23 protein-coding genes and 1 tRNA gene are annotated in these 26,397 nt (G+C 47.2%); 2 read left to right on the top strand and 22 right to left on the bottom strand.

Annotation, left to right across the window (positions count from 1 at the left end):
* Positions 1-376: 376 nt before the first annotated feature.
* The 7 genes from BW931_RS11510 to BW931_RS11480 all read right to left on the bottom strand — a co-directional run bounded on the left by BW931_RS11510 (position 377) and on the right by BW931_RS11480 (position 8,261).
* On the bottom strand, positions 377-1,426 hold the full coding sequence (locus BW931_RS11510; RefSeq protein ID WP_076572473.1) for a 2,3-butanediol dehydrogenase: 1,050 nt from the start codon (positions 1,424-1,426) through the stop codon (positions 377-379).
* 449 nt (positions 1,427-1,875) lie between these two features.
* Positions 1,876-2,493 carry a CadD family cadmium resistance transporter gene (locus tag BW931_RS11505; RefSeq protein ID WP_076572477.1) on the bottom strand — a complete coding sequence of 206 codons (618 nt, stop codon included), beginning with the start codon at positions 2,491-2,493 and terminating at the stop codon, positions 1,876-1,878.
* Positions 2,494-2,572: 79 nt separating this feature from the next.
* A complete protein-coding gene (locus tag BW931_RS11500; protein WP_076572471.1) occupies positions 2,573-4,975 on the bottom strand; it encodes a heavy metal translocating P-type ATPase in 2,403 nt (800 codons plus the stop codon).
* Positions 4,968-5,336 carry an ArsR/SmtB family transcription factor gene (locus BW931_RS11495; protein WP_076572470.1) on the bottom strand — a complete coding sequence of 123 codons (369 nt, stop codon included), beginning with the start codon at positions 5,334-5,336 and terminating at the stop codon, positions 4,968-4,970. The genes BW931_RS11500 and BW931_RS11495 overlap by 8 nt, the downstream gene beginning before the upstream one ends.
* Positions 5,337-6,509: 1,173 nt before the next feature.
* Positions 6,510-7,268 (bottom strand): DUF6602 domain-containing protein, encoded by a 759-nt coding sequence (locus BW931_RS11490; protein ID WP_076572468.1) that lies wholly within the window; start codon positions 7,266-7,268, stop codon positions 6,510-6,512.
* Between the two features lie 70 nt (positions 7,269-7,338).
* Positions 7,339-7,818, bottom strand: coding sequence for a 23S rRNA (pseudouridine(1915)-N(3))-methyltransferase RlmH (gene rlmH, locus BW931_RS11485; protein ID WP_076572466.1), 480 nt, complete (start codon positions 7,816-7,818; stop codon positions 7,339-7,341).
* On the bottom strand, positions 7,815-8,261 hold the full coding sequence (locus BW931_RS11480; protein WP_076572464.1) for a MarR family winged helix-turn-helix transcriptional regulator: 447 nt from the start codon (positions 8,259-8,261) through the stop codon (positions 7,815-7,817). Before BW931_RS11480 ends, rlmH begins: the two co-directional genes overlap by 4 nt.
* Positions 8,262-8,391: 130 nt before the next feature.
* Here BW931_RS11480 and BW931_RS11475 point away from each other — a divergent pair, with 130 nt between their 5' ends.
* Complete coding sequence (locus tag BW931_RS11475; RefSeq protein ID WP_076572462.1) at positions 8,392-8,814, top strand: organic hydroperoxide resistance protein; 423 nt, start codon at positions 8,392-8,394, stop codon at positions 8,812-8,814.
* A gap of 111 nt (positions 8,815-8,925) precedes the next feature.
* Here BW931_RS11475 and BW931_RS11470 read toward each other — a convergent pair whose 3' ends face one another.
* The 15 genes from BW931_RS11470 to BW931_RS11400 form a co-directional block, all read right to left on the bottom strand.
* The gene (locus tag BW931_RS11470; protein ID WP_076572460.1) at positions 8,926-9,549 is read right to left on the bottom strand and encodes a flavodoxin family protein; all 624 of its coding nucleotides are present in this window, start codon (positions 9,547-9,549) and stop codon (positions 8,926-8,928) included.
* A gap of 67 nt (positions 9,550-9,616) precedes the next feature.
* Complete coding sequence (locus BW931_RS11465) at positions 9,617-10,843, bottom strand: M48 family metallopeptidase (protein ID WP_076572458.1); 1,227 nt, start codon at positions 10,841-10,843, stop codon at positions 9,617-9,619.
* Between the two features lie 397 nt (positions 10,844-11,240).
* Positions 11,241-12,458, bottom strand: coding sequence for a S1C family serine protease (locus BW931_RS11460; protein ID WP_076572455.1), 1,218 nt, complete (start codon positions 12,456-12,458; stop codon positions 11,241-11,243).
* 58 nt (positions 12,459-12,516) lie between these two features.
* Entirely contained in the window at positions 12,517-13,311 is a 795-nt protein-coding gene (locus BW931_RS11455; protein WP_076572453.1) for an MBL fold metallo-hydrolase, read from the bottom strand.
* The gene (locus BW931_RS11450; protein WP_076572451.1) at positions 13,312-14,193 is read right to left on the bottom strand and encodes a two-component system regulatory protein YycI; all 882 of its coding nucleotides are present in this window, start codon (positions 14,191-14,193) and stop codon (positions 13,312-13,314) included.
* Positions 14,193-15,530, bottom strand: a complete 1,338-nt coding sequence (locus tag BW931_RS11445; RefSeq protein WP_076572449.1) for a YycH family regulatory protein — start codon at positions 15,528-15,530, stop codon at positions 14,193-14,195. Before BW931_RS11445 ends, BW931_RS11450 begins: the two co-directional genes overlap by 1 nt.
* Positions 15,527-17,380: a cell wall metabolism sensor histidine kinase WalK gene (walK, locus tag BW931_RS11440; RefSeq protein WP_076572447.1), complete on the bottom strand. Its 1,854-nt coding sequence runs from the start codon at positions 17,378-17,380 to the stop codon at positions 15,527-15,529. The genes BW931_RS11445 and walK overlap by 4 nt, the downstream gene beginning before the upstream one ends.
* A gap of 6 nt (positions 17,381-17,386) precedes the next feature.
* The gene (gene yycF / locus BW931_RS11435; RefSeq protein WP_008590362.1) at positions 17,387-18,091 is read right to left on the bottom strand and encodes a response regulator YycF; all 705 of its coding nucleotides are present in this window, start codon (positions 18,089-18,091) and stop codon (positions 17,387-17,389) included.
* A gap of 292 nt (positions 18,092-18,383) precedes the next feature.
* Positions 18,384-18,456, bottom strand: a tRNA-Phe gene (locus BW931_RS11430).
* A gap of 76 nt (positions 18,457-18,532) precedes the next feature.
* Positions 18,533-19,075: an LOG family protein gene (locus BW931_RS11425; protein WP_076572445.1), complete on the bottom strand. Its 543-nt coding sequence runs from the start codon at positions 19,073-19,075 to the stop codon at positions 18,533-18,535.
* A gap of 78 nt (positions 19,076-19,153) precedes the next feature.
* Positions 19,154-20,446 (bottom strand): adenylosuccinate synthase, encoded by a 1,293-nt coding sequence (locus BW931_RS11420; protein WP_076572443.1) that lies wholly within the window; start codon positions 20,444-20,446, stop codon positions 19,154-19,156.
* Between the two features lie 138 nt (positions 20,447-20,584).
* Positions 20,585-21,946, bottom strand: a complete 1,362-nt coding sequence (gene dnaB, locus BW931_RS11415) for a replicative DNA helicase (RefSeq protein ID WP_008590355.1) — start codon at positions 21,944-21,946, stop codon at positions 20,585-20,587.
* 28 nt (positions 21,947-21,974) lie between these two features.
* Entirely contained in the window at positions 21,975-22,421 is a 447-nt protein-coding gene (rplI, locus tag BW931_RS11410) for a 50S ribosomal protein L9 (RefSeq protein WP_008590353.1), read from the bottom strand.
* Positions 22,418-24,391, bottom strand: coding sequence for a DHH family phosphoesterase (locus tag BW931_RS11405; protein ID WP_076572441.1), 1,974 nt, complete (start codon positions 24,389-24,391; stop codon positions 22,418-22,420). Before BW931_RS11405 ends, rplI begins: the two co-directional genes overlap by 4 nt.
* Positions 24,392-24,421: 30 nt before the next feature.
* A complete protein-coding gene (locus tag BW931_RS11400; RefSeq protein ID WP_076572438.1) occupies positions 24,422-25,369 on the bottom strand; it encodes a YybS family protein in 948 nt (315 codons plus the stop codon).
* A gap of 153 nt (positions 25,370-25,522) precedes the next feature.
* Here BW931_RS11400 and BW931_RS11395 point away from each other — a divergent pair, with 153 nt between their 5' ends.
* The gene (locus BW931_RS11395) at positions 25,523-26,338 is read left to right on the top strand and encodes a histidinol-phosphatase (RefSeq protein ID WP_008590348.1); all 816 of its coding nucleotides are present in this window, start codon (positions 25,523-25,525) and stop codon (positions 26,336-26,338) included.
* Positions 26,339-26,397: the final 59 nt, after the last annotated feature.

The following is a 26,397-nucleotide window of genomic DNA, read 5'->3' as shown; positions in this document are numbered from 1 at the left end:
TTTCCCTCTACAGTCTCAATGCTTTAGGAGAGTGTTCATCAACATTCAAGATTGAACATGGATTGAACACTCTAAACACCCTAACTGGCGGTAATATATTTTGTTCAATTAGATTATACCCTATTTGAACATTCAATGTAAAAAAAGGTTGCCTTCATGGCAACCCCCTAAGCCTTAAGGCAAATGGTTTTATTCAGCAATCGCGCCCGTTAATGGAATTATCCACTTCTACTATTAGCTGGTATTGCAGAATATCGTCAATATTCTTCTTAAAGAAGAGTTCAATATCACTTCGCTAATTTATCTACCTGGACCTAGCTGACAGTCATAACAAAACCCCAAGTAACAGCTGCTACTCAGGGTTAAATAATACATTTTATTTCTCACCACTTAATTCCACTAATATTTTTGCTTGTGATTTATCGTTTGTCAATGCTTCGAATCCATTTTCAACAATATCATCCAATTGAATTTGGTCTGTAATAATTCCCTGTGGTTTTAATTGTCCTGTTCCCATTAAATCTACAGTTTGTTGGAATGTAGTAGGTGTATATGCGATTGTTGATGTAACTTTTACACCTGTATTTGTAAGCTGTATTGGATTCCATTCAATCTCCCTAGCAAATATAGAAACAATAACCATTGTTCCACGTGCCCTTGTTGCATCAATTGCTTGTTTAAATGTTGGTGCTACTCCGGCAACTTCAAAGGAAACATCTACTCCATCTGGAACAATTTCCTTGATTGCTGTAACAGCATCTTGTTCGCTAGAGTTAACGACATGGGTTGCTCCTAATTCTTTTGCTTTTTCAATTCTAGTTTCCGACAAATCTAAAGCAATAATCTTGCTGGCACCAGCAGCTTTAGCTGCAATAATTGTCACTAAACCAATTGGACCTGCACCAAATACAGCTACCGTATCACCAAACTGCAGTTTCCCTTCTTTTACAGCTTGTACGGCAACCGCAGTTGGTTCTACTAAAGCTCCATCCTGTAGTGTTAAAGATTCTGGAAGTAGATAAACGTTATCTTCTGGTACATTTGCATATTTAGTAAAACCACCGTCACCGTGAAGGCCGATAAAGCTGAAACCATCATAAGGATCAAGGTCTTCCGACTTATTTCCATAAGTGATTGTTGGATTAATTACTACTCTATCGCCAACTTTATATTTTGTCACCTTTGGACCTACTTCTTCAATAACACCCGCAAATTCATGCCCCATGGTTAGCGGAGCGATTTCTCCAGTTAACGGATCCTCTTTTTCATTTGGTACAAACACCGGTCCCTCTTCATACTCATGTAAATCACTGCCACAAATACCTGCCCAAGCTACCCTTACTTTAACATCGGTATCTTTCGTTTGTTTTAGTTCTATTTCCTCTACCCGTAAGTCTTTTTTTCCATACCAGACTGCAGCTTTCATTGGATATTACCTCCTGCTTAATTAGTAGAAAATAGTTATAAGAATACTATATTGAAGGAATAATCAATATTAATTCCTATGATTTTATTATACTATTGATTTTTCCAACTTTCTATTAAATAGACTTTAATTTCTAACCAAATACACATATCTCATTAACAGTTTTGCGATTGTTTATTTTAATTCGGTTGCATGGTTTATTCTCGGGTCTTTGTTCATATAATTTTACCATTCCTCGATATTTACCTTTTTACTTATCCAGTTTATTCAGTGAACTTTTATTTAACCGTACAAATATTCATAAGAAGAATTCCCCCTCATCTGAATCTCTTTTTATTTTCATCGTATATGGATTATTTTATTCAATAAAATGACCCTTATATATGATGCTCACGCTAATCCTTATTCAAGAATGGCGCCCGATTATGGAACATCATACCAACCCCTTATTAAAACAGGAATGAGAATAAAGCATTGAATGTCCCATTTTCAAACATAATATAAATTCCTAGCCCTATAAAAACGATTGGAACAATCCAGCGTTCATAATTCTCAATTTTTTCCGACACCAAATCTATGGAAGCTAAGCGATAGCTGACATTGCATAAAACTCCAACCATAATGAAAAAAACAATAATAGCAACAATGATTTCAATCATATTTAACGCCGTAAAGTACGGTATATAAATGGAAAAATCATCCGCACTGGAAGCTAATACAATGAAAGTTACCGTCAAAAATAATTGATTAAATTTGCCTGAGGAAAATAAGGATAAAATGCTACTTTCATCTTCATCCTCTTCCCCTTTAATCCATATTTTTACACCTAAGTAAAGTGGTAAAAGTCCAAGTAGTCCTATAACCCATTGTTGAGGAATTAAATTTGCAACCCCCAGAGCAACTAAAAGACTTGCTCCTATAATAATTGCAGTCCCTATATATTGTCCTATCCAAATATGTTTTGCCTGACCTTTTTTTATTTGCGAAAACAATAGAATTAATATAACGAGATAATCAATTCCTGTCGCTACATAAACCGCAGCAGCTGTAAGTATTGTTGTAATCATTTTTCCAACTCCAATGTTTAGGGATAAGGGCTTTTCTTCAAATTGAAAAGCCCTTCCGTAAATTTCACACATATAGTACCTATTTATCCTTCACTCTCATCAGTCGTAAACCATTTAACGCTACTAAAAGAGTTGCACCCATATCCGAGAGAATAGCAATCCAAAGTGTTAACCAGCCCGGAATGACTAGAAGTAAGGCAATGAATTTAATAGCAATGGCAAAAGCTATGTTCCCCTTGATAATATTTAACGTTTTTCGGCTCAGTTTAACAGTAAAGGGAAGTTTCCTTAAATCATCACCCATTAAAGCAACATCTGCCGTTTCAAGTGCTGTATCAGTACCAGCTCCACCCATGGCTATCCCAACTGTAGAAGCTGCTAAGGCCGGAGCATCATTGACACCATCCCCCACCATAGCAACATGGTTATGCTCCGATTTTAATTGTTTAATTACATCCAATTTATCCTGTGGTAATAACTCTGATTGAACATCCGTTACGCCGACATGTTCACCTATCGCATTTGCAGTGCTATGATTGTCACCTGTAAGCATAACCGTTTTTTGAATTCCTGCTTGATGTAACTTTTGAATAACTTCCTTGCTTGATTGCCGCACTTCATCTGCAACAGCAATAATAGCTTCAATCTTATCCTCTGTCCCTGCGACCATAACTGTTTTTCCTTGCTTCTGAAGTGTTGCAACATCCTGTTCTATTGCCTTACTAAAATTAGATACCGATAACTCTTTAAATAATTTCGGATTTCCAATATAATACATCTTCCCATTTATCTTACCCATTATCCCTTTGCCCGTAATTGAAGAAAAGTCTTCTACGAGTATGTCAGAATAAGAAATATTATCACTGTCAGCTTTATTCATAATCGCTGACGCTAATGGGTGCCCGGAACGATATTCTAATGCAGTTATGATTGACAGCAGTCCTTGTTCATCTGTTTGATCTTCGATTACGCTATAATCTGTTACAACAGGAACACCTTTGGTGAGGGTACCTGTCTTATCAAAAGCGATAGCCTTCAATCCACCGATTTCTTCTAGGTAAACGCCACCTTTTACAAGGATACCTTTTTTCGCAGCATTTCCTATTGCAGAGACAATGGATATTGGAGTAGAAATAACCAACGCACAAGGGCAACCAACGACAAGAACAGCTAAACCTTGATAAATCCATGTTTCCCAACTTCCATCAAAAAAGAGAGGGGGGGCCACAGCAACTAGCGCTGCAATAATCATAATGATAGGAGTATAATATTTTGCAAACTTATCAACAAAAGCTTGGGCTGGCGCACGCTCGCCTTGCGCTTCCTCAACAAGATGAATAATTTTAGAAATCGTTGTATCTTCAACCAATTTTGTGATTTTTACTTCAAGCAATCCTTCTTCATTAAGCGTACCTGCAAAGACTTCATCTTCGACAGTTTTTTCAACAGGAACCGACTCACCTGTTATTGCTGCTTGGTTAATGGCAGAGTAGCCATTAACAATAATGCCATCCATCGCAATCTTTTGCCCTGGCTTAACAAGCATAATATCGCCAATCTCGATATCATTGACATGAACCTTTATTTCCTGTCCATTTCGTCTCACAAGTGCATCTTTGGGGGCAATATCCATCAATGAACTAATTGATTGTCTTGCTCGATCCATCGAGAACCGTTCTAAGGCTTCACTAAGGGCAAAGAGAATGACAACAATCGCAACTTCTGCCCATTCCCCTATAATAACGCCGCCGATAACGGCAATTGTCATAAGGGTCCGCATATCAAACTCTAACCGAACTAAATTTTGCAATCCTGTTTTAAAGAGTGATAGCCCACCAACAATCATTGATGTAATAAATAGCAGTGCAGTAACAATATTATCATTCCCATTAACGGACATGGAAAGAAAACCGAAAGCTATAAATAATACCGAATAAAGCAGCGTACTGTGCTTTTTATAAAATGGTACTTTGTCTTCCTGTTCTTTTTTTTCCTCACCCGGTTCTTCTGAGGATTTCTCAGGTACCACTTTAAGATTCTCAAAAGCACCTGCTTTTTCTAATTCCTCTACAGTCGTTTCACCATATACGGAAATTTTAGATGCTCCAAAATTGACTTTCGCATCTTGAACTTCCGGTAAATTCTTAACATTCTTCTCAAACTTTCCTGCACAGTTCGCGCATGAGAATCCTTCAACAAAATAAACATTTTTATCTTTTTTAACCTCTATCGGAGCTTGCCGCCTGGTTTTTTCTGGAGCTACTTTAAGATTCTCAAAAGCACCTGCTTTTTCTAATTCTTCTACAGTTGTCTCACCATAAACAGAGATTTTGGAAGCACCAAAATTGACTTTTGCATCCTCTACTCCTGGAATATCCTTAACATTTCTTTCAAATTTACCTGCACAATTTGCACATGAAAATCCCTGGACCCGATAGACGTTCATTTCTTCTTCCATTGGTTCTATCTTTTGTTCAGACATTGACCTTCACTTCTTTCTTATGTGTTAAGGCGATCATCATTATCTGCCTAATATGTTCATCATCTAACGAATAGAAAGCGAGTTTTCCTTCTTTTCTTAAGTTGACAACACCTTGCTTATAAAGCGTTCGTAAATGATGAGAAGCATTTGCTACCGTAACACCTAAAATATTTGCTATATCACAAACACATAACTCTTCATCCTGACACAAAGCGTAGGTGATTTTTGCTCTGTTTTCATCAGCAATTGCCTTTAACATTTGGGTAACACCAGAAATATCAACTGTTTCTAAATCCCCTTGTATTCGATTAACCTTTTCTTCGTCATAACAAAAAATTTCACACGTATCTTTCTTACTCATATTACCACCCCATCATCATTCAAGTTTTTACTTGAATAAAGTGTAAACTATTTTAAGCTTATTAGTCAAGTGAATATTTGAATGAAAAATAAAAAGAAGAATCGGGGTATGTACCCTAATTCTTCTTCAACTTTTTATTTATTTATTTGAAAAAGTTATTCCAGAATATGGCCCGTTTGTGGCATTGTCACCATCCATCCAGACAATGCCATTATATTAAACGTTTTTATACATGAACAGGTTTTACTTCAAAGCCACAGGTAGAAATACAAGAATAACAATCTTCAAGAGAAGAAAATACTTGTTTTGTTTCATCTGCTATAACTTCATATAACCCATGAGTGTTATAGTGAATTTCTGTTTGTTCATCAAGATCATAACTTTCTCCTGTTTATAATGATTGGAGATTTTGGTACAAAGGGTCTTGTTCCACGTTCAGAAAATCATAAATGTTACTTTGATTCATTTTACCTCTCCTTTCTATCATCGATCAATTTCATGAGACTCAGCCCTTGACCCCCAACAGGGGAAAGACGTAAAAAAGGAAGCGCCTTCCCACATCTTGTATCATGATGGTTTTACCACAACTACTATAAAGACGGGAGGGGTCTCCCTGTCTCCATGATAAGGCAAGAGAATTTATGAGACATCACCGATTTATATGACATGCCAACCCATCTGATAGTATGTAGGCCATCTTGACCTCTCTGAATCTGGCCCCTGTACTGGCTTTTGAACTACGGCGCGATAGCCCAGTCACTGCTCATCCTTGTGGTGGAAAGAATTTCCCGTATCAAACGCCTGGTCCGACGCCTGAACGAGGATACGTTATTACGTTTCGACTGTAATTTCTTCTCTCGGGTTGTGTACTCTCGGGAACTTCCTGTACCCGTATCCAGGCATTGTAGCTGTGGCGGTGCTAAGATTAGTTAGGTGTTTAGCCCCCAGTGTATAAGTATTTTCTTCTACTTTCACCCATGTATACAATTTGTCTTCAAACAATTTTCTATTTGTCGTTACTTTTAGCTTCTAAAACTAAACCAATGTCCAGCCATTAAACCGATTAATACGAGAGTTAATATAAATATAGGTAACTTTCTTTTCCCATTCGGTTCTTCCCTTTTAATTTTAAAACGTTTAAGCATACGTTACTACGTTTCATCAAAAGAGTAGTCATTGTTTTCTTACTTCCCATTTAAAGAATTGTGTCTTCCCTTCTCTAATAGGAAAGAGATGTTGGTGCATATTATTTAGTATAGCTGTCATTTTTTTTCGTTTATTTAAGTGAACCATTAGGTTCGAGAAAAAATAAGTTGTTGCCAGTTCTTTAATTTCATAGCAGTTAAAACTACCCTCCTTCTCCCATTTTTTTAAAAAAGCTCCGTCATTAGAAACGATATGATTCACTCCATTTTCTTTCGACAGTGCATTTAATAAGGATTTTCTAAACTCCCCGCCCTCCCTTGGCTTTTCCAGTATTTTGGGAGAATAATTTTGATTTTTACTTGCATCACCAAAAATAAATAAACCGTTAAACATCGAATCATTCTGGATAAATTCCCCTGCTTGATTAGCCTTAAATACTGCCTCGGCAATCCTATTTCTATCAGGATTTGATTTCACTTCAATTATTCCCATAACACTTTCTGGCTTTACAATTATAAAATCATTCTCTTTAAAGTAAGCTGGCATTTGTGGATCATAAATGATTATATCAATTTGAGTAGATATGTTTTCTCCTTCTTTTATAAACCCAGTCCCGATTCCAACATTGTCGGGGAGAAATCGTTTTAAAAAATTCATTAGAATAACTTCTTTGTATCTGCCTTCTTCGCCCCAGTGAGTAGAACCTATTAAATATCTAATTCTATCTTTAGTAGCGTTAAATTCACGAGCGATTGATTTTTGATACTCTAAAGAATTAGGGTTCATAATAGTTACCTCACTTTTATTTATTTTTTTGTTAACTAGTTAGATTTTACGAATCAATAATAGCCCCAGCTTACTTATGATATGGTTCATTCTTCAAAATCTTAAACGCCCGGTACACCTGCTCCAGCAGCATCAGGCGCATCATCTGGTGAGGGAACGTCATTTTCGAGAAAGACAGAGCGTAGTCGCTGCGTTCCTGGACCTGACTGCTGATGCCGAGGGAGCCGCCGATGACGAATACGATTTTGCTGGAGCCGTAGGTCATGAGGTTGTCGAAACGGGAGGCGAGCTGTTCCGAAGTCAGCTGTTTGCCTTCGATTTCAAGCGTGATGACGTAGGCATCCTTTGGGACTTTTGCAAGAATCCTTTCCCCTTCCTTCTGTTTCACTTCCTCCATTTCGGCCTCACTTAAATTCTCCGGGGCTTTCTCGTCCGCGACTTCTATAATTTCCGTTTTCGCATACGGGCCGAGCCGCTTCGTGTACTCGTCGATCCCCTGCTTCAGGTATTTCTCTTTCAGCTTTCCGACACTGATGACCGACACTTTCATAGGCCTTCCCCTTTCTCTCTTGCCCCTTCCAGCATACGTTGTAATGTGTGCTGGAGCTGAAGGATTTCATCTTCATTCATATCAATATTTTCAAGTAACAGATCGGGGATACACGCAGCTTTCTGTTCTGCGTCCCGCCCTTCTTTTGTCAGCCCTATCAGTACTTTACGTTCGTCTTCCCTGGAACGGTAGCGTTCGATGAGGCCCACTTTTTCCATTCGTTTCAGCATCGGGGTCAGCGTTCCGGAATCAAGGTACAGACGTTCTCCCAGTTCTTTCACGCTGAGCGGGCTGCTGTCCCATAAAGCGAGCAGTACCAGGTACTGCGGATACGTTATATCCAGGTCGGCAAGCAGCGGGCGATACAATTTCGTCATTTCACGGGTCGTCGCATATAAAGAAAAGCATATCTGGTTTTCGAGTTTCATTTTATCTTCGGCCATCATTCATTCCTCCTGTAGCCATTATAGCAAAGCCTTTCCGATCCCTCATGCATATAACTTGTCATCCGCTAATAAATTTTGCACTATTTAATTGTGCACAATTTAAATAATGCAAAGGAGCGGATAAACAATGAGTAAAATCCTTTACACAGCAAAAGCAACAGCAGAAGGCGGACGTGAAGGCAACGTCAAAACGGACAGTAACACGCTGGATCTCGATCTCGCCATGCCTTCCTCCCTGGGCGGAGAAGATAAAGAAGGAGCGACTAATCCGGAGGAACTGTTCGCAGCCGGCTATGCAGCCTGTTTCGACAGCGCCCTGCAACTCGCAGCTTCTCAGGCTAAAAAGGAAATCAGTTCCCGCGTTTCCTCCGAAGTGAGCATCGGCAAACAATCGGATGGCCTTGGTCTGTCTGCGAAACTTCACGTAGAAGTAAAAGGCGCCACCCAGGAAGAGGCGGAAGAACTTGTCTCCAAAGCTCACAAGCTCTGCCCGTATTCCAAGGCGACCCGCGGTAACATGGACGTGGAAATCGAAACGAACGCTGTATAAACAATACCCCGCCTTATTGGCGGGGATTATTTTTTTTCCATCCATTATCCCCTCGCAAATTCTCTGTAACTGCAATGAAAAAGACCAGCGTTTTCAGCTGGTCTCTTCCTGTTATTCCATCGTGTTCCCTTCCGGAGGGATCGGCGTGTTTTTCAAAATGCGGGCAAGGTGAAGCGTGTTGTACGCAAGCATTTTCACGTGGGATTTCGTGAACTCGTTGTCCCTGTCCGTTTCCATGTAGGACGGTCCCGGACCCGCTTCTCCGACCCAGTAGGCATCCACATTCGGCGGTATGGTGAAGCCGATGTGGGAAAGGCCGTAGAGAAGAGAGGCGGACGCATGCTTCGCGCCGTCTTCGTTCCCTGTTACGACGGCACCGCCGACTTTGTTATAGTAGATGGACTGACCGTTGTCCTGCGTCTCTCCGCTTGATGCGTAAAGTCGCTCCATTGCCATCGTGGTGACACTGCTTTTTTCGCCGATCCAAATCGGCGTGCCCATAATGACGATGTCGGCTTTCTTCACTTTATCAAAGATCTTCGGCCATTCGTCCCCGTCCCCCATATCAGGAGCCATACCGAACTTAATGTCGTAGTCGGCAAGGCGGACCTCTTCGACAGAAGCCCCTTCTTTCTCCATAATTTCAGCTACTTCGTTGAATAGAACATGGGTGTTGGAGTCATCGTTGGAATCTTTCAGCGATCCGTTTAAAAATAAGGCCTGAATAGTACTCATGTCCAAATCCTCCCTTTATGTTGTCTTTATATCCTCTTTCCCTCTCCCGTCCGTAACGAAACGGTTGCTATTCCTCCGCCTTCCTGATTCTCTCGAGCATCGTCGGATGACCGTAGCGCAGATATTTAATGAGAGTGGGCGGATGAACGTCGGACTTGCCGTGGCGGATCATTTCATGAAAAGCTCCAATGGCTGCGTCCGGGTTGCCGGTCACTTCGAGCGCATACTCATCGGCGGCCTGTTCCGCCTGGCGTGATACCGCCATCTCCACCGGCTGGGCGACGAAGGACAGTATAGAAACGAGCAGAAGGATAAGCGGCAGGGAAGCGATGTCTCCCACCCCCTTTATCCTGAACGCCCTCCCGAATCTGTGAAGAATGACGGGCAGCAGCCGGTACAGAAGGTAAAGACCGAGGAAGCTGCCGGCAAGCACGCCGAACAATGACTTCAGCAGATGATTCTTCACGTAGTGGCCGATTTCGTGCGCCATAATGAACAGCACTTCCTCCTCGCTGAGACTCCGAAGCGTCGTATCCCACAGCACAATCCGCAAATTATCTCCAATACCGTTAACGTAGGCGTTCAGTGCGTTCGTCTCCTCCGATTTATCCACGACGTATACGCGGTCCGCCGGCACGCCCGACCCGTCGGCGAGTGAAAGAATACTGTCTTCCAGCTGAGCATCCGAGAGACGGTCGAATTCGTTGTACAGAGGATCGATAAGTACCGGCTGGATATACATGAAAAAGGTGAGAAACGGTACGAGGAGAAGCCAGGCGTACAGCCACCACCTCTCCGCCGATATGCGTATGAGCCGGTAAAGCACGAGAGCCGCTATAATCATCATCAACGTATCGAGCGAGAAGCTGATAAGATGATCCTGCAGCCATTTCGATAACGGTTCGACGGAGACATCGTACGAAAGAGAGAGACGTCTTCCCACGTAACTGACCGGAAGAGTGAGCACCCACACCAGCCCGGAAAGGAAGAACACATAAAGCGGGAGTTTATAAAGCGTCGCTTTCTTCAGCGTACGGGCAAGGCCGAAGACGAGAAGCCCTGTATAGATCAGCCACTCCACCGGCAGCGTAAGCAAATACAACAAGTGTCTGCGCGTGGAATACTCCCTTATCTCCTCTTCTTCACTTTTGTTAAGGAAGGTGGAAGGATCAGCCGCACTCCCCGCCGCCGCTCCAGGCACCCCGGAATCGTGTACGACGAACAGGTAGATCAGTGTGCCGAGTGCGTATGTAATGTAGAGGACCGTCGTCCAGATCAGAAACTTTTTCCGCACGTTCCGCTCCCTCCTTGTGTTTCTTTTAAATTTTTAAAACGTTGAGAAAAAGTCGCAATTTTTCATGAAAAGTCCGCCATTTTTTATAATGAAAAAAGATAAACGAATGTAAGCGGATTTGCAAAAATGAAAATAACGGTACAAGTTACTCACATTTGTCCACAGGGTTATGCACAGCCTATGTGTACATCATTTTGTGCACAAGTTATACAGAACTATCAACAGTTTATCCACAAATTCACACTCACATGTTGTTGTATATCGTATCAGACCTTATGTTCCCTACTATATATAGAAGTTATCCAGATATTTATACACACGCTGTGGATATCATTTTTTATAAAAAAACGCATGTATGTTATCCACATACACACGCTTTTTTTCCAATTACGATAGTTTATTCCTGGGAAGCTAACGTGACGGTCGTCGTATTCTTTTCACCGTCTCTATAATACGTCACTTCCATCTTATCGCCCGGACCTTTTTCCCGGTAAAGATACTGCCGTAGTTCGATGATATCGGTCACTTTGTTTCCGTCGAGCTGCGTAATGACATCCATCGCTTCGAGGCCTGCTTTGATCGCCGGAGACCCTTCACTTACGCTGCGGATGTACAAGCCGCCTTCTACATCTTCCGGCAGCTCAAGCGTACTCTGCCACTCCGAAGATGGCACTTCGTTCAGTCCATACGCTTCTACGCCGAGGAAGGCGCGGCTCACTTCCCCATTCTTCTCAAGCTCTTCCATAATCGGTCTGGCTGCACTGATCGGTATTGCAAATCCGATGCCTTCGACAGCAGAGCGGGCAATCTTCATCGAGTTGATGCCGACGAGCTGTCCTTCGATATTGATGAGTGCCCCGCCGCTGTTTCCCGGGTTGATCGCGGCGTCCGTCTGGATGACTTCCGCCTGCCAGTCTTCCACGCCGTCTCCGTTCAAGTCCTGCGGTATCGCCCGCTGCGTGCCGCTGATGATCCCTTTCGTCACGGAACCGGAGAAGTTCAGGCTGAGCGGGTTTCCGATGGCAACGGCCGGCTCTCCTGCTTTCAGATTGTCGGAGTTTCCGAGTTCAATCGTATGTTCCACGTTTTCCCCCGACATTTCCAGAACGGCTAGGTCCGTAAATATGTCACTGCCGACGATTTCAGCCTTGACCCTCGTCTCGTCCGCCAGTACGACTTCAAGTTCCGAAGCTCCTTCCACCACGTGGTGGTTAGTCACTACGTAAGCCGTGCCGTCCTGTTTTTTGTAGATGACACCGGAACCGATCCCTGCCTGCTGAGGGTCCGAGGGCTGGTCCCAGAAGTTCGTCCGCGACTGCATATTCACCACGCCCACGACAGCCGGTCTTACTTTGTCCACTATTTCCGTGATCTGTGTATTAACGTCTACGTCGACGGTTTTCGTCGTGTTTCCGGTGAGTCCCTGTTCCCCTTCGGTCAGGCCGCTCTCATCTTCCGGAATCGTTATGTCATAGGGAAGCATTTCCGTCTGTACGAGTGCCGGCAGCGCCAGCAGTACGAGCACCGCTCCAAGCACAAGACCTACCACGGTAGGAACGGCCCACCGTCTCTTCTTTTCCCGCTTCTTCGGGGAATGTTCGTCATAGTAGCCCATGCATCGTCACCCTCTTTCTTTTATTATTTTCTTTTACTTTTTTTCTTACCCTGTCCCGTCATACATCATACATGGATGTCGGCTTATCGGGGAAGGTATCTTGCACTTCGAGTCGTGACCCTATTTCGAATCCTCTTTCTTTCAAAATGTTGGATACCGACATGTTCGCAAGGTCGATCATATTGTTATCAAGACTTAAGTGAGCCAGATAAATACGTTTCGTATTGTCGTCGATGATATCGGTGAGCGCAAGCGCCGAATCTTCGTTGGAGACGTGGCCGACGTCCCCAAGTATGCGCCGCTTCACACTCCACGGATAGCGCCCCATCCGCAGCATGTGTACGTCATGGTTCGCTTCAAAAATATAGGCATCCGCTTTCTCAACCGTTTTCTTGATTCTTTCCGAGACGTAGCCGAGGTCCGTGACGAGAGCTGCTTTCTTCCCGTCCTGATGGAAGGTGAAAAACATCGGATCGGCCGCATCATGGGAGACGGCGAACGACTCGACGTCGATGCCTCCGAACGTCTGCACACTCTCCATCGGAAAGTGGAACTTCTGATCCAGCGGCACTTTCCCGATCTGGCCTTCCATCGCTTCCCACGTCTTCTCGTTGGCGTGGATGGGAAGCTTGTAGCGGCGCGCCATAATCCCGAGACCCTTGATGTGATCACTATGTTCGTGAGTGACAAGAATCCGGGAAAGGTCTTTCGGATCGACGTGTACCTGATGAAGCAGGTTTTCGATCTTCTTACCGGAAAGACCTGCATCCACGAGAATCTTTTCTTCGCCCGATTCGATATAAAACGCATTTCCCGTACTGCCTGAAGCTAGAACACTAAATCGTAGACTCATTTATTCCTCCGTCTCCTCTTCTGATGGCTGTACCGGCTCAGGCGTGCCCGAGCTCAGCTGATTATCGTAAGCTTCGATCGTCGATTCGATGAAATCCCCTTCGTCGTTGGTAAGAACCTGACCGTTCGTCGCGTGGACGAAATAAAATTCTTTCCCGATCCTCACTCTCCACGTAGGGGCGAATACCTGCTCCCCGTACTCTTCTCCCGCATTCAGGTTCACGAGGGAGTAGTACCCGACTTTCATATCTTCAATTGTATCATTTTCCTGCAAATATCCGTTGTTGTAAAGGAGGGAGACGATGTCCATCGGCGGAATCAGATCCTGCTGAATCTCCTCCGACTCCCCTTCCACCTGATCAAGAAGCGTTGCCGTATACCCTGTTATTTTCCCGTCCTCGGTGCGGATCATCAGAAGGGCGCCCTGACTGTAGTAGATTGTCCGGTTGTTCATCTTCTGAAAAAACAGGGCGGTCGTTTCGTCTTCGTTCCATCCCCAGTACGAATAGAGATTGCTGATGGGGACGATATCCGATATGCTCTCCTGAATGTTCTCTTTATCTATGTCCACCGGTTCCTCGAACGTCGCTATGACGAGACGGTCGTTGTACACTTCCACGTTCTGGTTCTCCTTCGCCTTGAGACTTTCGAGTTCCTGGTCAGAGAAGCCTTTCGGCGCGGCGTTCAGAAAAGTAACGTTCGGCACTTCGGAAGGTACGTTCGAGATATCGATATTCTGCACTTCCAGTTTTTCCTCAAGCGTCGTGTCCGCCTGTTCCTGAATGACGTCGTTCTCGCGGTTTGCCCACAGCTGCAGCAAAAGAAACAGGTCGAGGAGAAGAAAACTGATAATGAAGATGGTCTTAATCTGTCCCCACTGCATTACACTCCTCCCCCTCTCCGGACGGTCGTATCCACATCCTTGAGCTCTTTCCATTCATCGTTGACCCGGATGAACCAGGCCGGGATCAGATCGTAATAATTGCTGAACCCTCCGCCCTGGGACACAAGTTTATACCCTATTTCGATATCGGTGATTTCCCCTTTATCGTATTTCGGTGAATCGATGATGACCGTTTCCACGGTCTTACCGGAAGCAAGCGTACTTACCTGATTTTCACCCGAATCATCAGCCTCCGCCTGATAAGGGTTGATGGAAACCATGGGACGCGTGTACTCCTGCAGGATACCTTCCTCGAACCGGACATTCATACCTGTGAAATTCTCGCTGTCTTTAAGAATCGGCCGGTTGTTGTAGTACATATCGAAACTGACATCGCCGTATGCGGAACGTACATTCCGGACGCGGTACGGGTCTGTGAACCCGTAATGGTTGTTGACGAAGGAGACGCTTTCCTGCAGCACTTCCTCCGGATTGAACGCCGAGGTCGACTGGCTCGAATTTTCCGTAACCAGGTTCAGGTAATGCATCTTTTTCTGCCCGGCAATCAGGTCCATCCGGCTCAGCCCGTCCGAGTGACGCAGGTCGCCTCCGGAAAGAGGGAACTGTTTGACGACACTCGGATCTTCGAACAGTACGTTTTTTAGCGGTTTCGACGGAAGAGTCTCCGTCACCACGACGTCCTTCGGTACTTCTTTGCGCTCAGCCGGCAAGTAAATGCGCCGGTCTTCGTCCTGTTGGAACATTGTGTGCTCTTCCCACATAGAGGCCTCATCTATCTCCTGCATTATCGCGGTCATGTCCCCCGGACGAACTGAAGCCTGGAGCATCTGTCCGCCTTCCGGCGTAAGAAACCTTATTTCCGCTTCGCCGCCTCTCCACTGGACGAAGGCCCGGTCGAAGGATAAAGAGGGGAGAGTCACGTCCTGATTTTCAATAGGGAAAATGTTTCGTACCGATTCCGAACTGAGCGTGGAAGGGAAAATGATTTCAAGGCTCCCCTCTTCCTCCGGAATCTCCGCTTCGGCCACGCTTATATTGAAAAGTGTCCAGTACTGCATCCGCCTGTAGGCTTCTTCAATGTATTCCGGGTTTTTGTATCCATAATGAGTCCCGTCGTCGTGTTGAATGATCTGCTCAGGGGTGAGGAGTTTCCTTACGTTCTTCTCCGTCCCTCCGATGTCCGTTTCCTCAATCAGTCCGTCTCCCTGGTCCACGGTCTCAAGGTTCGGCTGATAATTCCAGAGTGCAAGGGTCAAAAGCAGACTGAAAGCGACCAGAATAATTAAAATGATAGTTTTAATCGCCTCTCGGCTCATTTATTTCCCCTCCGCTTCTGGCGCATGAGCGGGAGCGTGAAGAATACCGTCGTCCCTTTACCTTCCTGACTTTCCGCCCATATTTCCCCGTGGTGAGCTTCGATTATTTCCCGGGCAATAGCGAGACCGAGACCGGTACCGCCGATTTCCCGGGATCTTGCTTTGTCGACCCTATAAAACCGGTCGAATATTTTCTCTACCGTGTGGGCCGGCATCCCGAGCCCTTCATCTTTAATGCTTACCTGCAGTTTCTGCCGCACCCGCTTCACGGCGAAGTGGATCGTACCGCCTTCCGGTGAGTACTTCGTGGCGTTGGAGATGACGTTATCGAGCACCTGCGTCACTTTGTCCTTATCCAGCCACACGTACACATTGTCAGACGGCAGCTGTTTTGAAAACTGGATATCTTCCCTCTTGTTCATCTCGAAACGTTCGATGATCTGTTCAAGGAAAGATACGAACTCCACTTTTTCTTTATAAAAACTCGATTCCTTATGGTCCATCTTCGTCAGCTGCAGCAGATCGTTGACGAGCCGGATCATCCGGTCGGTTTCGTTCTGCGTCACGTCGAGGAATCTCGGAGCGATCTCCTCGTCCCGCCAGGCACCGTCATTGAGTGCTTCCAGATAGCTGCGCATCGTCGTGAGCGGCGTACGCAGTTCGTGGGAGACGTTGGAGACGAATTCCCTCCGTTCCTGATCGGCACGCTGCTGTTCAGTTACGTCACTGATAACGGTGATGAACCCGTTCATTTCGTAATGTTCGTCTTGAACGACGGAGAAGTTGGCTTTCAGCAGCAGGTGCTGATCATTCGTACTCATATCGACGATCACGGAATCGAGGTCTTCCATCTCCTTCGCACTCGACACCTGGTCCTCGAGGCCGAGGACGTCGATCAGCGGTTTCCCCTGCACCTGCTCAAAGCGTTGGCCGATCAGGTGCGAGGCGGGAGCGTTCATCAGTGTGATAATACCTAAACGGTCCGTGGCGATCACCCCGTCCGACATGTGGGAGAGGACGGAACTGAGCTTTCGCCGTTCGCCTTCCGTCGTCGCCTGGGAGATCTTCAGTTTGTCGTTCAGGTCGTTGAACGTGTGGCCGAGCTGGCCGATTTCGTCGTTTCCGTGGACGTTCACTTTCTGGGAAAAGTCCCCGGTCGCCATAATCTGCGCCTGTCTTCGCATCTCGATGAGCGGCTTCGTAATCGTACCGGCTACGATTATTCCGAGTATCGCCGTAACGATAATGGAAATGACTGTTCCGTTTGCGAAAATCGTATTGATATCCTGAAGCTCTTCATACACCGGACTCATGTCCGCTTCAAAATAAATGGCCGCCACCGTTTCGTCCACGTCATTCGTAATGGTACGCGTTCCGACCCACAGCCTCTGCCCCGTCTCGGAATCGACCCGTGTCTCCGGGCTCGACTGGTCCTGAAGAAGGAATGCAGAAAGAACGTCCGGATTTGTAGTCTTTTTCCCGACGTTCGCCTGAGGGGTCGCATCTCCGCTTGCGTAGGCGGCGATAACGACGTTCGACCCTTCCTCTATTACCTGCAGCTGTCTGATTTCATTCCGTACGTACCCTTCGTTGAACGAATTCAGAATGCTCTGGACGTCGCTCTCAAGAGACGGATCCTCTTCAGTCCTGTCCTCTTCGAAGGCCTGCTGAATGTTGAAAGCCAGAGCGTCCAGCCGGCTTTCCACAGACTCCGTAAAGTTATTCTGCAGCTGTGCTTCCAGCCGATCGACGAAATAGGCACCGATCACCTGAAGACCGAGCAGAATAAGCAGGATGTATACAATAATCAGCTTCAGCCGGACCGACTGAAAAAAACCAACCTTACTCATACACGCCTACTCCTGTTCGGGATTTCTTAAATAATAACCGACACCGCGTCTGGTAACGATCCAGGCCGGAGTGCTCGGATTCTCCTCGATTTTTTCACGAAGGCGTCTGACAGTTACGTCGACTGTCCGGACGTCTCCGTAATAGTCATAACCCCACACCGTCTCCAGCAGATGTTCCCTGGTCATCACCTGTCCCGTATGGCGGGCCAGGTAATAAAGAAGTTCGAACTCACGGTGAGTCAGCTCAATATAGTTCCCGTCCCTTTTGACCGTGTAGGCATCCGGCTGGATACTGAGACGGCCGATTTCGATTTCCTTGGTACGCTGCACCCCTTCTTCCGGGTCATGCTGCTGGCGGCGAAGGTTCGCTTTTACACGTGCGATGAGTTCGCGGTTGCTGAACGGTTTCGTAACGTAATCATCCGCACCCATTTCAAGGCCGAGTACTTTGTCGATTTCGGCATCTTTCGCCGTAAGCATAATAATCGGCATGGCGTGCGTCTTCCGGATCTCCCGGCACACTTCGTTCCCATCTTTTTCCGGAAGCATAATGTCCAGAAGAACAAGATCGGGATCTTCCTCTTTGGCGCTCGCGATCGCCTCGTCCCCGTCGTGGGCACAAACGACCTGGTAGCCTTCTTTCTCCAGGTTGAATTTCAGTATATCCGCAATCGGTTTTTCATCATCTACTACTAATATTTTGTGAGCCATGTACGTTCACTTCCCTTTCTTCTGAACTTTCGTGCTCCTTATCTATTCTAACTCATTTTTTTTATCTTGTCCTTTTTTGATGAAAGAAAAAGGAGCCGGTACTTGTGAAAAAGATGGCCGTTGACGGTGTTTGTGCCGATCGGGAGGTTGCAGTCCTCACGAAGGGCACGATAACAGAGGAATCGTTACCTTCGGAAGAGAATTGGCCCTCCGGAGGTAACGATTTCTGCTTCTGCTTGAATTTTTTTATAAAAAAAGTACCCTGATCAATATCAGAGTACTTCGTCTGGAGTGGCTCGGGACGGAATCGAACCGCCGACACACGGATTTTCAGTCCGTTGCTCTACCGACTGAGCTACCGAGCCGCGGGAATGACAGGCGCCAATGCCTGACAACGAAACCTATCTTACCATAGCTTGTCGCTGTCGGCAATAGCGGGTATCATTTCTTTACTTCCCCTAAAGCATTGATAAGGTCGGCGGGGTCTTCTTCCAGCTTCAGACGGTTCGCGTGTTCAACGTCCACAAACCCGGATTCTACGGCGTGTTCCACCATCGTCATGAAAGGGGTGTAGTAGCCTGCCGCGTTCAGCAGTCCGACCGGTTTGTGGTGGATACCTATCTGCGCCCACGTAATCGTTTCCGTCAGTTCCTCAAGCGTACCGAAACCTCCGGGAAGGGCGATATAGCCGTCTGCGAGTTCGGCCATTTTCGCTTTCCGCTCGTGCATCGTGTCCACCTGTATGAGCTGCGTCAGTTTCGTGTGGGACACTTCGATACCGTCGAGCTGGCGGGGCATAACGCCGATCACTTCGCCGCCCTCCGACAGCGCGCCGTTGGCGAGAGCTCCCATCAGTCCCGCACTCGACCCTCCGTAGACGACCGTGATTCCCTGTCTGGCGAGCAGCCTGCCGAGTTCACCGGCCTTTTTTTCATACTCGGGGTTCTTTCCTTTACGGGACCCCGCAAAAATACATATTTTCATCTTTATTCCTCCCGAACCGAATTTATTCTGAATAAAGGAAAGACCCTTTGACTATGCAAAAGGTCTTTGGCAAAACGTTTACGATTCCCGGTAGACACTGCGTACCACGTTCGTCTGCGTGCGGTCCGGGCCGACGGAGAAAATGGACAGCGGGATGCCGGTAAGCTGAGCAATACGCTCCAGATAGTGACGCGCATTCGCCGGCAGGTCATCCAGACTTTCCGCTTTCGTAATGTCTTCCTCCCAGCCCGGAAGCTCTTCGTATACAGGCTCACATTCCGCCAGTTTCTTAAGGCTCGCCGGGAATTCTTCGATAATCTCGCCTTTATACTTATAGGACGTACAGATTTTCAGCGTGTCGATACCTGTAAGTACGTCCAGGGAATTCAGCGACAGATCGGTGATACCGCTCACGCGGCGGGCGTGACGGACGACGACACTGTCGAACCAGCCGACGCGGCGAGGACGTCCGGTCGTCGTTCCGTACTCATTTCCGGTTTCACGGATCTGATTTCCGATTTCGTCTGTCAGTTCCGTCGGGAAAGGTCCGTCTCCGACTCTCGTCGTGTAGGCTTTGGAGACGCCGACGACGTTCTTGATCTTCGAAGGACCGACACCGGCACCGATTGTTACTCCGCCTGCAATCGGGTTGGAGGATGTAACGAATGGATACGTACCCTGATCGATATCAAGCATGACCCCCTGCGCTCCTTCAAACAAAACGCGGCGTCCTTCGTCGAGGTTATCGTCCAGAACGACGGAGGTGTCGCATACATACTTTTCGACCTCCTGGCCGTACTGATAGTATTCTTCAAGGATATCGTCGATCTCAAACGGGCGGTCTCCGTATACCTTCTCGAACAGACGGTTTTTCTCGGTCAGGTTCTGTTCCAGTTTCTCCCGGAAGCTTTCCTTATCCAGAAGATCCGCGATCCGTATACCCATACGGGCTGCCTTATCCATATAGGCAGGACCGATTCCTTTTTTCGTAGTACCGATCTTGTTATCACCTTTATCCGCTTCCTGAAGCTCGTCGAGTTTCAGGTGATAGGGAAGGATGACGTGCGCCCGGTTACTGATACGCAAGTTGTCCGTTGAAATACCGCGCTCATGTAAATAGGCCAGTTCTTCCTTCAGTGCTTTCGGATCGATGACCATACCGTTTCCGAGCACGCAAAGTTTATCTTCAAAGAAAATCCCTGAAGGAATCAGGTGCAATTTATATGTAGCATTATCAAATTTGATTGTGTGACCTGCGTTATTCCCACCCTGATAACGGGCTACGACTTCCGCATGCTGGGATAGATAATCCGTAATTTTGCCTTTTCCTTCGTCCCCCCACTGGGTTCCGACTACTACTACTGATGACATGAAGGCACCTCCTACGTTAATTCTTTTTCAGTTTACCAATAATACAGGGCACCGTCAACAAAAACCGAACATTAAACAGTTAATAACTATTAATATTCGTTAAATATTGTTTTATGACCGAAAAAATCCCCCTCTGCGCTAGGCAGGGGGAATATCTGAATCGCTGTAGCGGTGGTCGAGGTCGACGAACTTGTTGTATTCTTTCACGAAGGCAAGTTCGACGTTGCCGACCGGGCCATTCCGCTGTTTCGCTATAATGATTTCGATAATGTTCTGGTTCTCCGATTCCTGATCGTAATAATCATCCCGGTACAGGAAACCGACGATATCGGCATCCTGCTCAATCGACCCGGATTCCCTCAGGTCGGACATCATCGGACGTTTGTCCTGACGTGATTCCACTCCACGGGAGAGCTGGGAAAGGGCGATGAGCGGAACGTTCAGTTCACGCGCCAGCCCTTTCAGGGAACGGGAGATTTCCGATACTTCCTGCTGACGGTTCTCCCGGGAGTTTCCGCTCCCCTGAATGAGCTGCAGGTAATCGATGAGAATCATCCCGATGCCGTGCTCCTGTTTAAGGCGACGGCACTTCGATCGGATTTCGTTGACGCGCACGCCCGGCGTGTCGTCTATATAAATCCCTGCGTTCGAAAGACTTCCCATCGCCATCGTCAGTTTGTTCCAGTCATCGGATTCCATTTTTCCGGTACGCAGACGCTGGGCGTCTATGTTGCCTTCCGCACAGAGCATACGGGAGACGAGCTGATCGGCGCCCATTTCCAGACTGAAGATCGCAACGTTCTCTCCTGTCTGACCGGCTACGTTCTGCGCGATATTCAGGGCGAATGCCGTCTTACCCATCGACGGACGGGCCGCGATGATGATCAGGTCGTTCCGCTGGAAGCCGGAGGTGATCGTATCGAGATCCCTGTAGCCGGTCGGGATTCCGGTGATGTTGCCGTCACTCTGGTGAAGCTGTTCAATATTATCATACACGTCGATCAGGACGTCTTTGATGTTTTTGAAAGCCTGGGAGTTCTTCCGCTGGGACACATCGAGAATTTCTTTTTCCGCCTGGTTCAGTACGTCCTCGATGTCATCTTCTTCCGCATAGCCGTTCGTCACAATTTCCGTCGCTGTCCGGATCAACTGCCGGAGCGTCGATTTCTCGCTGACGATATCCGTGTAGTAGCTGATGTTTGCAGCGGTCGGCACCGAATTGGCGATGTCGCTCAAATAGGAAACCCCGCCGATCTCTTCGAGTGTCCGGTTGTTCGACAGGGCTGTCGTCACCGTCACGAGGTCGATCGGTTCTCCACGATCGGAAAGCCCGAGCATCACTTCAAAAATCCGCTGGTGGCTGGCACGATAAAAATCTTCAGGAAGCAGATGTTCAGCCGCAGTCGTCATCGCCGAAGGCTCCAGGAAGACGGCGCCGAGCACCGCCTGTTCCGCTTCTATATTGTGAGGCGGCGTACGGTCCTGAAAAAATTCATTCACTGGTTTTGCCTCCTCTTAATCATTGCTCCTATTTCTCCGCTACGTGTACCCGGATCGTTCCGGTCACTTCAGGATGAAGCTTCACCGGAACTTCCGTGTATCCGAGCGTACGGATCGGGTCGTCCATCTCGATCTTACGTTTGTCGATGGAGATGTCGTGGTCTTTCTTCAACTGCTCGGAAATCTGTTTGCTCGGAATCGAGCCGAAGAGGCGGCCGCTGCCCCCGGATTTAGCTGCAAGCTTCACTTCGATATTTTTAAGTTCCTCTTTCAGCTGCTTCGCTTCTTCCACTTCCTGCTGAGCTTTTTCTTCTTCTTTTTTGTCCTTGGCTTTCTGTGCGTCCACGTTCGCTTTCGTAGCCTCGACAGCAAGGTTGTGTTTCAGAAGATAGTTGCGGGCGTAGCCGTCGGAGACGTTCTTGATTTCTCCTTTTTTGCCTTTGCCTTTGACGTCTTTGTTGAATATTACTTTCATTCTTCTTCTCCCCCTTCAAAATACTCGTCGATTATATCTTGCAATAATGCTTTCGCATCTTCAATCGTTGTGTCTTCAAGCTGGGTAGCGGCGTTCGTGAGGTGCCCGCCGCCGTTCATCTGTTCCATGATCACCTGTACGTTTACGTCTCCGAGGGACCGGGCGCTTATGCCGACCTGGCCGTCTTTCCGGTCGGATATGACGAAGGAGGCTTCGATACCGCTCATCGTAAGGAGCGTATCGGCAGCCTGGGCGATGACGACCGGACCGAAGATATCCCCTTTTTCCGCAGCCGAAATAGCGACGCCGTCCCTGTAGATTTCCGCCTGCTCAATCAGACGGCTCCGCCGGACGTAGATATCGAGATCCTCTTTCAGGAATTTCTGCACGAGGACAGTGTCCGCCCCTTTACCTCTCAGGTAGGAAGCGGCGTCGAACGTCCGCGATCCTGTACGGAGGGTGAAACTCTTCGTATCGACGATGATACCTGCGAGGAGCGAGGTGGCTTCAAGCATCGACAGTTTCAGTTTCTTCGGCTGGTACTCCAGAAGCTCGGTGACCAGTTCCGCCGTCGACGAAGCGTATGGTTCCATGTAGACGAGCGTCGGATCCGCAATGAAGTCTTCCGCTCTTCTGTGGTGGTCGATGACGACGACGTGTTCTGTTTTGTTCAGAAGTTTCTCCTCGGCTACCATTTTCGGTTTATGCGTATCCACGACGACAATCAGCGTCTCGTTCGTAACGGTTTCCAGGGCCTCATCCGGAGATATGAAATAATCCCACAGTTCTTCGTCTTTTTTGATTTCATCCATCATCCGCTGCACACCCGTATCAACATCTTCCGGATCCACGACGATCGATGCCTCTTTCTGGTTGGCCTGTGCGATTTTCAGAATACCGATTGCCGCGCCGACCGAATCCATGTCCGGTGACTTGTGGCCCATGACAAGCACTTTCTCACTGCTCTGGACGAGATCCTTCATAGCGTGGGAAATAACGCGGGCCCGTACGCGGGTCCGTTTTTCCATCGGATTCGTCTTCCCGCCGTAAAAGCGTACTTTTCCAGTCTCATCTTTAATGGCCACCTGATCACCGCCGCGACCGAGAGCAAGGTCGAGACTGGACTGGGCAAGGTCGCCCATCTCAGGGAGCGTAATCGGGCCGACGCCGATACCGAAGCTTAACGTAAGCGGCATATTCTGATCCGTAATCAGCTCACGGACCTCGTCGAGAATTTCGAATTTCGTCTTCTCGAGTCCGGCCAGAATCTCTTTCGTCATCACGGCGACAAACCGTTCCTGGGACGTGCGCTTCAAGTAAATGCCGTGCTCGTCCGCCCATTTGTTCAGAATCGATGTCACTTGGGAGTTGATGCGGCTTTTCGACGTATCGTCCATCCCCTGGGTGAGCTCTTCATAGTTATCAAGGAAGATAACCGCCAGCACGCTCTGCTCATTCCGGTAGCGCGATTCCACCTCGGTCTGTTTCGTCCGGTCGAACAGATACAGCAGCCGGTCTTCCTGCTTCATGATAGTCTGCATCTGGTTACCGCCGAGATTAATCCACGCTTCGTCTTTATTCTCTTTAATGTTCGGAATCAGTTTCTCCGACAGTTCGTTCAGCGAGGAGCCTACTACGGTATCTCCATCCACAAACTTATTCATGTAGGGGTTCGCCCATTCCACTTTATAGTTGTCACTATACAGAATGATGCCGATCGGCATTTCGAGAAGGGCTTCTTCCCCCACTTTTTTCACCCGATAGGAAAGAGTCGATATATATTCCTCTGTGTCATTGATCACCTGCTGTTCGGTACGGATACTGTAAAAAATCGAACCGATAAGCAGCAGCGTCATCACGAGTCCAAACATCCACTGATAATACCAGATGAAAGCCAGCAGAATCACGGACAGGAAGTAAATCACCCATAGATGTCCGCTCATCGCCGATGTTTTCTTTACATTTGCCATTCGCTTCAGCTCCTATTAAGAATCTCCGAGCTATTTCTTTTTTTCCACTTTATCCCTCAACGGGAATCCTATATCAATTATACCCAAGATGCGAACGAGATAAAGAAAGAGTTGCGGCAGCAGAACCGACAGTATGATTGCCATGATCGGCACCGCTTTGGGCCACTGTTTCTCCCGGCTGTAGAAAAAGATAAACGAAAAACCCTGGAGAATAAGCAGCATGCCCGTCAGCAGCAATACGTTGACGGCTGCCATGTACCATATTCCTTCCCCGTCCATAAATATCAGATTGAGAATCATGGCGATGAAGTAATACCACAAAATAGCGACAGGCAGCCTCATCTCCCGCACCGGCGGGAAGAAGAGACCGGCTTTTTCAAGACGGTTGAGCAGTTTGTAACTCAGCCACTGACTGATAAGCGCCATCGCTATTCCGGTAACGGCGAGAATACCCGGTAAGTAGTCCGGCAGACTCTCCATCTGTTCCCGGAGCATCTGCACGGTCGCTTCGGTTTCTTCTCCACCAATGGAAGTGAGTACGTCCTGTGTCATACTGATGGACTGATCGATGGCCCGCTGAATTTCCTCCATCCAGTTTAATCCAAACAGCAGCTGTGTCAAAACATAAACAGCTACGAGGCCGCCGATAAAACCGAGCGACCCCGATATCCACGTTTCGTAAGCGTTTCTTTTGTTATACATCGCCCCGCCAAGGCTCACTCCGCCAAGTCCCGAAAGCAGCGTAACCGGAAACGAGAACACGGTGGCCACGATCGATGCAAGCACGGTAGCTCCGACAAGCATCACCAGCCCCGGTTTGAACCCGAAATGGTAACTGTAAATGACAAACGGTACAGGGAGCGCAAACATTAAGAAAGTCCCGATAATCGGGATCGGTAAAAACAGAAGAATGAGGAGCATTACCAGGTAAATACCTGTCAACAGCGCTCCTTCCGTAATTTGTTTCGTATTTTTCATTTCGTAACCCCGCTTTTTTTCACCATAAATAGCTCTCCCTATTCTAACATAGACAGGAGGTTCCGGGTCGAATGAAAAGTAATGATTTTGCCTCTGCCTGCCAATACTGTTATGATGATTTTTAATTACAGGGAAGAGTGGAGGAGGAAAAATATGCGTACTGATTACCACGTACATATGGCGGAAACGGGAAAACTGAGCGTCGATTATCTGAAAGACTACGTCCGAAAGGCGAAAGAAGAGGGAATAGAAGAGCTCGGCATCTCGGAACACGCCTATTTTTTTCAGGAAACACGCCCAATCCTTTCCAATCCGTGGGTGGAAAACCGCAGAACCCTCGATTTCAGCGACTATCAGGCGCTTTTCGATGAAGCGGAAAAAGAGAACCTCGGTGTGAAGATGGGAATCGAAATGGACTACATGCCGGGAAAAGAAAAAGAGATGGAAACGTTCATCAAGGAACATCCTTTCGACTACGTCATCGGCTCCGTCCACTGGATCGACGAGTGGGGAATCGACCTTGCCATTTACCGGGAAGAGTACGAAAACCGTAACGTATACGACGTGTACGAACAGTATTTTGACCGCGTCGTCACACTCGCCGAGTCCGGACTTTTCGATTTCGTCGGGCACATCGACGTCATCAAAGTGTTCGGCTATGAACCGGACGACCAGGAGTTTCTACAGCGTCAGTACGACCGGGCTGCGAGCGCACTCGCGAAAACCGGGACGCTGATCGAAATCAGCACGGCTGGGCTCCGCAAACCGGTAGGGAAAATGTATCCGGAACCCGATTTTCTTAAGACATGCAAAGAGTACGGCGTCGGCATTACGCTCTGCTCCGATGCTCATAAGCCGGATCATCTCGGCTACCGTTACGATGAAGCGGTGGAGTTTGCGAAATCCATCGGGTACGACGAAGTCCATACGTTCACCCGCCGGGAAAAGTCCGCTCACCCGCTTACCTGAACAGAGAAACCGCCTCCCGGGGCGGTTTTTTTATGCAGTGCGATACGATTTCGTTCCCT

Origin of the sequence: Salimicrobium salexigens (genome assembly GCF_900156705.1) — a bacterium.
GTDB lineage: Bacteria > Bacillota > Bacilli > Bacillales > Halobacillaceae > Salimicrobium > Salimicrobium album.
Note: the sequence above shows the minus strand (reverse complement) of the source record. Positions and strands in the feature narration are given on the sequence as shown.

Excerpts from the sequence above, each read along its gene's own strand:
- BW931_RS11510 (WP_076572473.1), bottom strand. The coding sequence starts at position 1,426 with ATGAAAGCTGCAGTCTGGTATGGAAAAAAAGACTTACGGGTAGAGGAA.
- BW931_RS11505 (WP_076572477.1), bottom strand. The coding sequence starts at position 2,493 with ATGATTACAACAATACTTACAGCTGCTGCGGTTTATGTAGCGACAGGA.
- BW931_RS11500 (WP_076572471.1), bottom strand. The coding sequence starts at position 4,975 with ATGTCTGAACAAAAGATAGAACCAATGGAAGAAGAAATGAACGTCTAT.
- BW931_RS11495 (WP_076572470.1), bottom strand. The coding sequence starts at position 5,336 with ATGAGTAAGAAAGATACGTGTGAAATTTTTTGTTATGACGAAGAAAAG.
- BW931_RS11490 (WP_076572468.1), bottom strand. The coding sequence starts at position 7,268 with ATGAACCCTAATTCTTTAGAGTATCAAAAATCAATCGCTCGTGAATTT.
- rlmH (WP_076572466.1), bottom strand. The coding sequence starts at position 7,818 with ATGAAAGTGTCGGTCATCAGTGTCGGAAAGCTGAAAGAGAAATACCTG.
- BW931_RS11480 (WP_076572464.1), bottom strand. The coding sequence starts at position 8,261 with ATGGCCGAAGATAAAATGAAACTCGAAAACCAGATATGCTTTTCTTTA.
- BW931_RS11475 (WP_076572462.1), top strand. The coding sequence starts at position 8,392 with ATGAGTAAAATCCTTTACACAGCAAAAGCAACAGCAGAAGGCGGACGT.
- BW931_RS11470 (WP_076572460.1), bottom strand. The coding sequence starts at position 9,549 with ATGAGTACTATTCAGGCCTTATTTTTAAACGGATCGCTGAAAGATTCC.
- BW931_RS11460 (WP_076572455.1), bottom strand. The coding sequence starts at position 12,458 with ATGGGCTACTATGACGAACATTCCCCGAAGAAGCGGGAAAAGAAGAGA.
- BW931_RS11455 (WP_076572453.1), bottom strand. The coding sequence starts at position 13,311 with ATGAGTCTACGATTTAGTGTTCTAGCTTCAGGCAGTACGGGAAATGCG.
- BW931_RS11450 (WP_076572451.1), bottom strand. The coding sequence starts at position 14,193 with ATGCAGTGGGGACAGATTAAGACCATCTTCATTATCAGTTTTCTTCTC.
- BW931_RS11445 (WP_076572449.1), bottom strand. The coding sequence starts at position 15,530 with ATGAGCCGAGAGGCGATTAAAACTATCATTTTAATTATTCTGGTCGCT.
- walK (WP_076572447.1), bottom strand. The coding sequence starts at position 17,380 with ATGAGTAAGGTTGGTTTTTTTCAGTCGGTCCGGCTGAAGCTGATTATT.
- yycF (WP_008590362.1), bottom strand. The coding sequence starts at position 18,091 with ATGGCTCACAAAATATTAGTAGTAGATGATGAAAAACCGATTGCGGAT.
- BW931_RS11425 (WP_076572445.1), bottom strand. The coding sequence starts at position 19,075 with ATGAAAATATGTATTTTTGCGGGGTCCCGTAAAGGAAAGAACCCCGAG.
- BW931_RS11420 (WP_076572443.1), bottom strand. The coding sequence starts at position 20,446 with ATGTCATCAGTAGTAGTAGTCGGAACCCAGTGGGGGGACGAAGGAAAA.
- rplI (WP_008590353.1), bottom strand. The coding sequence starts at position 22,421 with ATGAAAGTAATATTCAACAAAGACGTCAAAGGCAAAGGCAAAAAAGGA.
- BW931_RS11405 (WP_076572441.1), bottom strand. The coding sequence starts at position 24,391 with ATGGCAAATGTAAAGAAAACATCGGCGATGAGCGGACATCTATGGGTG.
- BW931_RS11400 (WP_076572438.1), bottom strand. The coding sequence starts at position 25,369 with ATGAAAAATACGAAACAAATTACGGAAGGAGCGCTGTTGACAGGTATT.
- BW931_RS11395 (WP_008590348.1), top strand. The coding sequence starts at position 25,523 with ATGCGTACTGATTACCACGTACATATGGCGGAAACGGGAAAACTGAGC.